The 8,521-nt window shown below is 70.6% G+C and carries 9 protein-coding genes; 4 read left to right on the top strand and 5 right to left on the bottom strand.

Annotation, left to right across the window (positions count from 1 at the left end):
- The first annotated feature begins 29 nt into the window (after positions 1-29).
- A complete protein-coding gene (locus tag LZ198_RS38835) occupies positions 30-374 on the top strand; it encodes a hypothetical protein (protein ID WP_253977208.1) in 345 nt (114 codons plus the stop codon).
- Between the two features lie 406 nt (positions 375-780).
- Here the strand turns inward: LZ198_RS38835 and LZ198_RS38840 are convergent, their stop codons facing one another.
- Together LZ198_RS38840 and LZ198_RS38845 are read right to left on the bottom strand one after the other, a co-directional pair.
- The gene (locus LZ198_RS38840; protein ID WP_253977209.1) at positions 781-1,704 is read right to left on the bottom strand and encodes an SDR family oxidoreductase; all 924 of its coding nucleotides are present in this window, start codon (positions 1,702-1,704) and stop codon (positions 781-783) included.
- A 34-nt stretch (positions 1,705-1,738) separates the two neighbouring features.
- Positions 1,739-2,593, bottom strand: a complete 855-nt coding sequence (locus LZ198_RS38845; protein ID WP_253977210.1) for a lysophospholipid acyltransferase family protein — start codon at positions 2,591-2,593, stop codon at positions 1,739-1,741.
- 73 nt (positions 2,594-2,666) lie between these two features.
- Here LZ198_RS38845 and LZ198_RS38850 point away from each other — a divergent pair, with 73 nt between their 5' ends.
- Together LZ198_RS38850 and LZ198_RS38855 are read left to right on the top strand one after the other, a co-directional pair.
- Entirely contained in the window at positions 2,667-3,983 is a 1,317-nt protein-coding gene (locus LZ198_RS38850; RefSeq protein WP_253977211.1) for a DUF2252 family protein, read from the top strand.
- Between the two features lie 135 nt (positions 3,984-4,118).
- Positions 4,119-4,778: an esterase/lipase family protein gene (locus tag LZ198_RS38855; RefSeq protein WP_253977212.1), complete on the top strand. Its 660-nt coding sequence runs from the start codon at positions 4,119-4,121 to the stop codon at positions 4,776-4,778.
- A 168-nt stretch (positions 4,779-4,946) separates the two neighbouring features.
- On the opposite strand, the gene LZ198_RS38860 is transcribed toward LZ198_RS38855, so the two are convergent.
- From LZ198_RS38860 to LZ198_RS38870, 3 genes are all read right to left on the bottom strand, one after another.
- Positions 4,947-5,885, bottom strand: a complete 939-nt coding sequence (locus LZ198_RS38860) for a polysaccharide deacetylase family protein (protein ID WP_253977213.1) — start codon at positions 5,883-5,885, stop codon at positions 4,947-4,949.
- 19 nt (positions 5,886-5,904) lie between these two features.
- Positions 5,905-6,615: a glycosyltransferase family 2 protein gene (locus LZ198_RS38865; RefSeq protein WP_253977214.1), complete on the bottom strand. Its 711-nt coding sequence runs from the start codon at positions 6,613-6,615 to the stop codon at positions 5,905-5,907.
- Positions 6,616-6,712: 97 nt separating this feature from the next.
- Positions 6,713-8,026: a protoporphyrinogen/coproporphyrinogen oxidase gene (locus LZ198_RS38870; protein ID WP_253977215.1), complete on the bottom strand. Its 1,314-nt coding sequence runs from the start codon at positions 8,024-8,026 to the stop codon at positions 6,713-6,715.
- Between the two features lie 195 nt (positions 8,027-8,221).
- On the opposite strand from LZ198_RS38870, the gene LZ198_RS38875 reads away from it, so the two are divergent.
- Positions 8,222-8,521 (top strand): zinc-ribbon domain-containing protein (locus LZ198_RS38875; RefSeq protein WP_253977216.1); only part of this gene is annotated, 300 nt, incomplete at its 3' end.

Genomic DNA, 8,521 nt, shown 5'->3' on the forward strand with positions numbered 1-8,521 from the left:
CGTGCGCAACCGCATCCAAGAAATCCAACGTGGAAACACTCCAGCCCACCGTGGAGCGCTTCCACCAGCTCATCCGCTGGAAGGACTTCCGGTCCGCGGGGGCCCTCATCGTCCCGGAGAAGCGCGCCGCCTTCTCCAAGGCCCGGACGGAGCTCCACGACGACCGGGACCTGTCCATCACGGACTACGAAATCGAGGAGGTGGAGTTTTCCGAGGATGGCCTGCGCGCCACGGTGCACAGCCGCATCCAGTGGATGCGCCTGCCGTCGGCCTCCGAGCAGAGCGACGTCGTCACCTCGGAGTTCGTCTTCCAGGGCGGCAGGTGGCTCCTGGAGCGCCAGGTGGAGGGCCCCTTCGCCGACGAGCTGCCCTGACCCCCGAAAAGAAACCGCCCACCGACTCGGGGCCGGCCGAGGCGGTGGGCGTCGGGAGCTCCCCAATGGAGCGCCCTACAAGAATCCGCCCATCGTCCCGGGGCCGGCCGAGACGATGGGCGTCGGGAGCTCCCCAATGGAGCACCCTGACATGTGAGCGGGGCGACACCGTGATTCAGGCCCGCGTCGCCGCGCGGTGACGTGCGGACCCAAGAGCAATGGCGATGCCAGGACCCGCGCCCGGGTCCACCCGCGGCTCCACCGCCGTGATTCCAGGGGGTTGGGACGTCGAGCGGCGGAGGGTATGCCTCGCCGCCCGTCGGGTCGCTGACACCCATGTCATGGGGGACAGCCCGCGGCGTCGTGCCAGGCACGACAACCGTGTCAGGCTCCTTCGACTTTCCGCCTAGTCTCCCTGGATGGAGCGGATGGTCTCCCGCATGGAGTGGCGGGGCTTCCAGTCCACGTCCTTCACCCAGCGGTTGCCGTCCACGGCGCACAGGAACTGGATGTGGTCCAGCTCCGGCGGCGGGAAGTTGGCGAGCCGGTACTTGAAGAGCATGCCCAGCAGGGGTCGGGCGACGGGGTGTGGGACGGGGATGGGGGTGTTGCCCAGCTCGCGCATCACCGCGGACAGGGGCACCTCGCCGGGGCCGACGACGTTGTAGACGCCCTTGGGCTCCGGCCGCAGCGCCTCCACCATGGCCCGGGCCACGTCCTCGACGTGGATGAGCTGCACCATGGGGTCGAAGCCGGCCAGCATCCACGGGTGGCGCAGGCGCAGGTAGTTGGACGGCGCGTTCTTGATGGTGGGGCCCACGATGTGGACCGGCCGCAGGATGACCGTCTCGATGTGCGGGTGCTTCCAGAAGAAGCCATGCGCGAGCATGTCCACTTCGATGAGGTCCCGCACGCCGGAGAAGCGGCTGGCCGCCATGAGCGGCGCGTCCTCGGTGAGGAAGTTGGAGTTGTCCGGGCTGGGGCCGTAGACGTTGGCGGAGGAGAGGACGACCACCTTCTTCACGCCGTACTTCGCGCAGTACTCCAGGAGGCGCGTGGTGCCCACGACGTTGAACGAGTGGTGCTCCTCCTCGCTCATCCGCGGGTCATGCATGATGCCCATGTGGATGACGGCGCGGACCTCGTTCTTGCGGAAGACGTCCTCCGCCTTCTTCTTGCGCAGGTCCAGCTCGTACATCTCCACGTCTTTCGGCCGGCCCAGGAAGGGGCGCCGGTCGATGCCGATGATGCGCTCGTGCTTGTGGAGGAGCTTCGCGAGGGTGCGGCCGAGGTTGCCGCTGATGCCCGTGACGACGACGGCCGGTCTCATGGTGAGTGCCTCTTAGCACCGCCAGGGCGGGCGCTCACCAGAACACGCCCCGGCGCTCCTTGAGGCCCTGGTGGAGCATGGACTGGATGGAGGCCTTCACCGTGCGGACCTTCTTGTCCAGCTCGCTGTCCTCGTCGTCGGGCCGGCCGGTGAAGTGCATCGGGTCGCCGAAGTAGATGCGGTACTTGGTGGGCAGCGGAATGGGCAGGCCCGTGGGGGTGACCGGGAAGGCCGGGAAGCCCAGGAGCTTCGCCACGGGCTTGAGGTCCATGAGCGCGGGGGCCTGCTCCTCGGCGCCGACGACGGCCACCGGGACGATGGGGGTGCGCGTCTCCAGCGCCAGGCGCATGAAGCCCAGGCCGAACTCCTGGAGCTGGTAGCGCTGGGGCCACAGCTTGCTGATGCCGCGCTGGCCCTCGGGGAACACGAGGATGGCCTCGTCGGACTCCAGCAGCCGCCGGCAGTTCTCCGGCGTGCCGACGATCTGCCCCATGCGGGCCATGAAGGTGGAGACGTACGGCAGCGAGGGCACCCACTTCTCCACCATGCTGCGGATGGCGCGGGGCGGGCTGGCCTCCAGCATCATGGAGACGCCAATCATGGCGCCGTCCAGGGGCAACTGGCCCGAGTGGTTGGACACCAGGAGCACCCGGCCGGCGGGGACCTTCTCGATGCCGAAGGTCTCCACGCGGAAGTAGTTGCGGTACAGCCAGAGGAAGGGCGCGACCGCCGACAGGCTGAAGTCGAGGTTGTAGCCGAACGGGTCCACCCCGTATTCGTTCTGCGGACGCGCCAGGGCATGGAGGCGCTCCTTCTGCTCGTCATTGGCCAGTCGGTCGGTCCACTCCCGCAGGCCCTTCTTCACTCGGTCGCCCAGACGCTCCAGCATATCCGCGATTCTTTACACCAGTGTCACCCTCCCCTGGGAGAGGACGTGCCGATTCCGTGCGAGAGTGCCCACCATGCGAATCGCTCCACGTCCGCCCGCCCCCGTCGTCCCCCCCGGCGTCGCGCCGCTCGCGGCTCCCGCGGCCGGCGCCGCGCGGGCCCGGAAGGACCTGGAGCGCGCCCCCGAGAAGGCGGTCTCGTTCATCGAGGACTTCCACGCGCGGCTGGACCTGCCGGGCGCGCGCCTGGCGGAGAAGCAGGCCCTCATGCGCGAGCGGCCCTCCTCGCTCTTCCGGATGATGCCCGCCCTGTTCCACGCGGACCTGCGGGGCCCCCATGCCGCCGGGGCCCGGCTCCTGGAGCGCCCCGCCCCGCGCGTCCCGGTGGTGGGTGACGCGCACGTGGGCAACCTGGGGACGTTCCGGGGTCCGGAGGGCGAGCCCGTCTGGGGGTTGAATGACTTCGACCTCGCCGGCCGGGGTTCGCCGGAGGTGGACCTGACGCGCATGGCGGCCAGCGCGGCGCTCACCGCGCGCGAGTCGGGGCTGTCGGCCAAGGAGCAGGCGGAGGTCGTCCGAGCCTTCGCGGACGCGTACTTCTCCACTGTCGCGAAGCTCGCCAAGGGCGGCGCGAACCCCGGCGCATTCCTCACCAAGAAGGAGGCCACCGGGAAGGTGGATGACCTCATCGCCGAGGCCCAGGACGCCTCGCGCGCGAAGTGGGTGAAGGAGTACGCGAAGGTGGATGGCCCGGACGCGGCGCGCTTGCGGACCACCGACACGGTGCGCCCGGTGTCGGCCTCGAAGCAGCGGGAGGTCACCGCCGCGCTGAACGCACACGTCTCCACGCTGAAGGCCCCCCAGCAGGTGGCCCTGCCCCTGCGCGTGCTCGACGTGGCCCAGCGCCTGGACGCGGGAGGCAGCAGCTACGGGCTGGAGCGCTTCTATGTGCTGGCGAAGGCGTCCGACCCCAAGGCGCCGCCGGTCCTGGTGGAGCTCAAGGAGCTGCTCGCCAACAGCCTGACGTCGCCGCCCTCCCCCGCGGACGGGACGGCGGTGGTGGAGGCGCAGCGCGCGGCGGTGGGTGACCTGAACCCGCTGACCGGCGCCACGCGGATGGGAGGTCGGGCCTTCCTGGTGCGCGAGATGGAGCCGGAGAAGGCGAAGCTGGGCGACAAGGCGCTGACGGGCCGCAAGGACCTGCGCTCGGTGTTCGCCCAGGCCGGCGAGGTGCTGGCCCGCGCGCATGGCGCCACGCCCCAGAGCGCGCGGAAGCTGGCGGCCTGGGTGGGCAGCGACGCGGACGCGGCCACCGTCCGGTTGGAGGCATTCGCGAAGGGCTACGCGGACCAGGTCCAGGCCGACTGGCGTGCACTGCGCGACGCTGCCTGAGTCGCTGGCGCCAGCAGTGGACGGTCCGGCGCGGCGGGGGATGCCGAGAGCGAGGAGAGACGCCATGTCCCGTCGCGCATGCGTCCGGTGTTCGTTGGCTTGTGGTGGGTCGTGTGGCTGTCGACGGGCTGCGCGATGAGCACCGTCGCGCCCCACGAGACGTCGGTCGAGAGGCCCGCTCCCGGGGTGGAGCGGCTCCCCGTGCTCCTCGTCCACGGCATCGGCGACGACGCGAGCGCCTTCGGTGCCCTCCGCGCGCGGCTGGAACGGGAGGGCTGGCGCCAGGTCCACGCCGTGACGCTCACGCCGAACGACGGCACCGGGGACCTGTCCCGCCTGGCGCGCCAGGTGGCCACGGAGGCGGAGGCCATGCGAACCCGCACCGGCGCCACGCGCGTGGACGTGGTGGGCTTCAGCATGGGCGCGCTCGTGACGCGCTACTGGATTCAGATGCTGGACGGACGGCGGCTGGCGCGGCGCTTCGTCTCCATCTCCGGGCCACATGCGGGGACGTGGCTCGCGGCGCTGGGGCGCGGGCGCGGCGTGGCGCAGATGCGTCCTGGCAGCCGCCTGTTGCGCGCGCTCCAACAGGACCCGGCCCCCTGGGGCGACACGGAGGTCCACAGCTTCTGGACGCCGTGGGATTTGACCATCCTCCCCGCCTCCAGCTCCCGACTCGTGGGCGCCGTCGACGAGCGCACCTTCCCGGTGCTGCTCCACCCGTGGATGCTCACGGACTCGCGAGTGCTCGACGCGGTGGTGGACGTCCTCGGAGCCCCCGCCGTCAGGCCGTGAAGAGGATGGCACGGCGACGTGGCCCGGTAGACCCTCGCACACTCAGCAACGAGCGGAGGGTGGGCGCACGAACCTCAGGCCGAGTCGGTGAAGCAGATGACGCGGAGGCATGGCCCGATGGCCACTCTCACACTCGGCGACCGGACAGCGCGAGGAACGGCACGCACATCAGACCGAAGCGGACAGCCGCCCCGCGGCATCGCGGAGGGTGACGACGTCGCACTCGGCCTTGAGCCAACCGAAGACCTCTCGCAACCGCTCGAGCTTCCGGGCCGCGCTGACGCGCAGGTCGCGCTGCTGACGAACCAGTTCGGGCGGGATGCCGTCGGACGCGTCCAGGACGTCCACCCCGTGGAGCTCGAAGTTGAAGAAGGTGTCGCGACGGCACGCGCGCCACGCGGCGCGGAGGACGGGCAGCGGCAGCGTCGTCGCGAACGTCCCGATGAACGGAAACCCCACGCCGGGCGTCACCGCCATGGGGAGCTCCATCACCGCCCCGTCGCCACGGCGGTACGGACTCACGGGGTCCGGCCGATAGGGCACGCGGGGCGCGAGGAGCACCCGCGGCGTGTCCAGCACGGAGCGGGAGGGGCGCCCCAGGAGCGCCAGCGCGCCCATCACCGAGGCCTTGGCCGCGTAGTACGGGGTCGCGGGGAAGGCGGACGACCCGTACCGGTAGCCCATTGCCACCGTCGCCGCGTAGAGGTCCGCGTTCAGCGTGTAGCCCGGTGCCCGGAAGCCCTCGGGGCGCTGGCCCGTGGCGGCGAGGATGACGGCGTCCGCGCGCCGCAGGTCCTCCAGGATGGGACCCGCGCCCCGCCGCGTCAGCGCGTAGTCGTGCGCATGGCTGTGGCTGGCCACCTCGATGCCGGCCTGGTGCGCGGCGCGCATGCCCTCACGGGCGCCCGCGTCCTCCTCCAGGTCCTCGCCGATGGCGAAGAAGGTGCCGGGGATGCCCAGCGCGTCGAACAGCTCACGGAAACGGGGCACCGCGACGGCGTGCACCAGCGTGCGGGCGCGCGCGTCGAGCAGCGACTCCGGCAGGCCGTGGATACGGCAGTAGTGCGGCAGCGAGTCGAGGTCGACGGAGATGGACGCCAGCCTCACGGTGCGCGCCCCTTCCCGCTCACGTCCCGCGCACGCGAATGACGTAGAACAGCTTGCCCACGTTCTTCAGCACGTTCGGCACGCGCTTGAAGAGGTGGATGGACGGCTGGCGCTTCTCGTGGAGCTGGATGGGAATCTCCACCACGTTCAACCCCTCGCGCCAGGCGCGGATGACGAACTCGCTGGCGAACACGTCCATGTCCACCACGCACTTCTGGATGACGGGCAGCAGCGCCTCGCGGCGGAACGCCTTCAACCCGTGCGTGTCCGTGCCCTGGAAGCCCAGCGACACCTTCAGGAGCTTGTTGTGGATGCGGGTGGCCGCGCGGCGGATGAGCGGCCGCTGGTCGCTGGCGCCCTTGGCCGCCTTCGAGCCCACCACCATGTCCGCCTCGCGAGCCTCCAGCCGCGGCAGCGCCGTGTCGTAGAAGGTGAGGTCGCACAGGTCGATCTCATCGCACACGACGTAGGTGCCCCGGGCCATGAGGATGCCGGCCTTGAGCGCGCTGCCGTAGTTGGGACGCTCCGAGTGGAACCAGCGCAGCCGCGGATGCTTCGCGCACATCTCGTCGAGGATGCGCGGGGTCGCGTCGCGTGAGCCGTTCTCCGCGAAGATGATCTCGTAGTCGAGCCCACGTGCATCCAGCCCCTGGCGAAGCTCGTCCGCCGCCGAGGTGATGATGGACTCCTCGTTGTAGACCGGGATGACGACGGACAGGTGCGGTGCCATGGAAGCCAAGGTGCCGCCGGGAGAGGACGACGGCCCGGCTCGCCTAGCATGCCCCGCGCCACCCGTCGACAAGATGCGACGGGCGGGCAGGTCTCTGTCAGCCGTTCAGCGCCCGGGCGCATGCCCGGCCAGCGAGGATGGCGTCCTCCATGGAGGAGTACTCCCACTGCCCGTAACGCCCGGCCGTGTGGATTCCAGCGTGCTCCAGGAAGCGGAGGATCTCCTCCTTGGCCGGCCCATACGCCTCGTCATAGAGCACGTACGCGTGGGGAATCTCCCGCGCCTGGGCGAACAGGACGTCGTCCGCGGAGTGGATCATCTGCGAGCGGACCAGGTCCTCCACCGCGTACTTCTCCGCGGCCGCGGGCGACAGCTCCCCGTGGTGGCTGTACTCCACGTAGAACGTGGCCGTCTCCGGGGGCGCCAGGGCCGGGTAGACGGCGGACGGCGAGCCGATGCGGTACGTGTGGAACTCCGGCTCCGGCAGGTAGATCCAATGCCAGGGCTGGCGGTTGGCCCCCTTCGCGGCGACGGCCACGTAGGTGACGGTGGTGGCGCGCAGCCGCTTCGCCGCGGCGACGACGGCCTCGGGAGCCCCCGACGCGCCCTTCTCCAAGAGCCGCACCAGGCCCGGCAAGGACACGGTGGAGACGAGCCCGGAGTAGTCCAGCACGCGACCATCGGACAGCGCCACCTTGCGGGCCTTCCAGTCGATGGAGGTGGGCTCGGTGTGCACGTTCAGCTCGCCCCCCTCGAGGTCACGGAGCATCGCGCGCGCCAGGCTCTCGATGCCGCCCTCGCGAGGGTAGAGGAACGACGCGTTGTACCCCACCGCGTCGCTGCCGGCGCCGAGCGCGCCCTCCACCACCTCCTTGAGGCTGGGGCGGGGCACGAAGCGGCCCACCCACGCGGCCGACATCTCCCGCGGGTGCACCGTCCAGAGCTTCTGGTTGTAGGGCACCATGAAGTTCTTCGCGAAGCCCTCGCCCATGTAGCGGAGGATGAACTCCTCGAAGTCGCGCGGGTCGCGCTCGCGCAGCGCGCGGCCCTTCTCGCCGTAGACCGCCTCCACGTAGCCGATGAGGTTCTCCGCCACGACCTCCGGCGGAAGCCCGTGCGTGTTCACCTGATACGGGAAGCGCGTGAACACGCCCCGCGTGAAGATGCCCGCCTTGCGTTGGATGCGGACCATCTGTCCCGGCAGCCAGCGCGTGTTCACCAGCTCCGTGATTTCGGGGTCGCGCAGGTGCAGCCAGTGTCCGGTGGGGTCGAAATAACACCCATCGATGACTTCGGTCTTGATGAGCCCGCCGACCCGGTCCGACTTTTCGATGAGACGCCAGGGCTTGCGGAGGAAGTGGGCGGTGGACAGGCCCGCGAGGCCCGCCCCCAGGATGAGGATGGGATCCATGCCGGGTCGGTCCTACCACCTCCTCCGGGTGAGGGGGGAACGAACGCAGGGTTCCAGTGCGGGGGGTGTCCGGAGCCCTCGGCCGGCCGGCCGGCGAGGAAAGGGCGGGACGGTTTCAGCGCGGACCGTCGCGTTCTTTCCGGGCTGGAAACGCCTCTGCTAGCCTGCGCGCGCCGGTCCTGTCGAAGGAACCCCATGAAAGTCTCCTGCCCGTCTTGCCAGACGAACTACAACATCGATGACAAGCGGATCCCCCCGGGAGGCGCGAAGCTCAAGTGCGCCCGGTGCCAGACCACCTTTCCCATCAAAGCCGAGGCAGTGAGCGCGCCAGCCCCCGCCGCGCCGCCGCCCGCCCCCGCAATCCCCCTGCCCGGCACCGCCGCGCCGCAGGCTCCCGCCGCGGCCATCCCCCTGCCCGGCGCCGCCGCGCCACAGGCCCAGGCCATCCCCCTGCCCGGTAGCGCCGCGCCGTACGCCGCGGCCATCCCCCTGCCC

The organism is Myxococcus dinghuensis, assembly GCF_024198235.1.
GTDB classification, from domain to species: domain Bacteria; phylum Myxococcota; class Myxococcia; order Myxococcales; family Myxococcaceae; genus Myxococcus; species Myxococcus dinghuensis.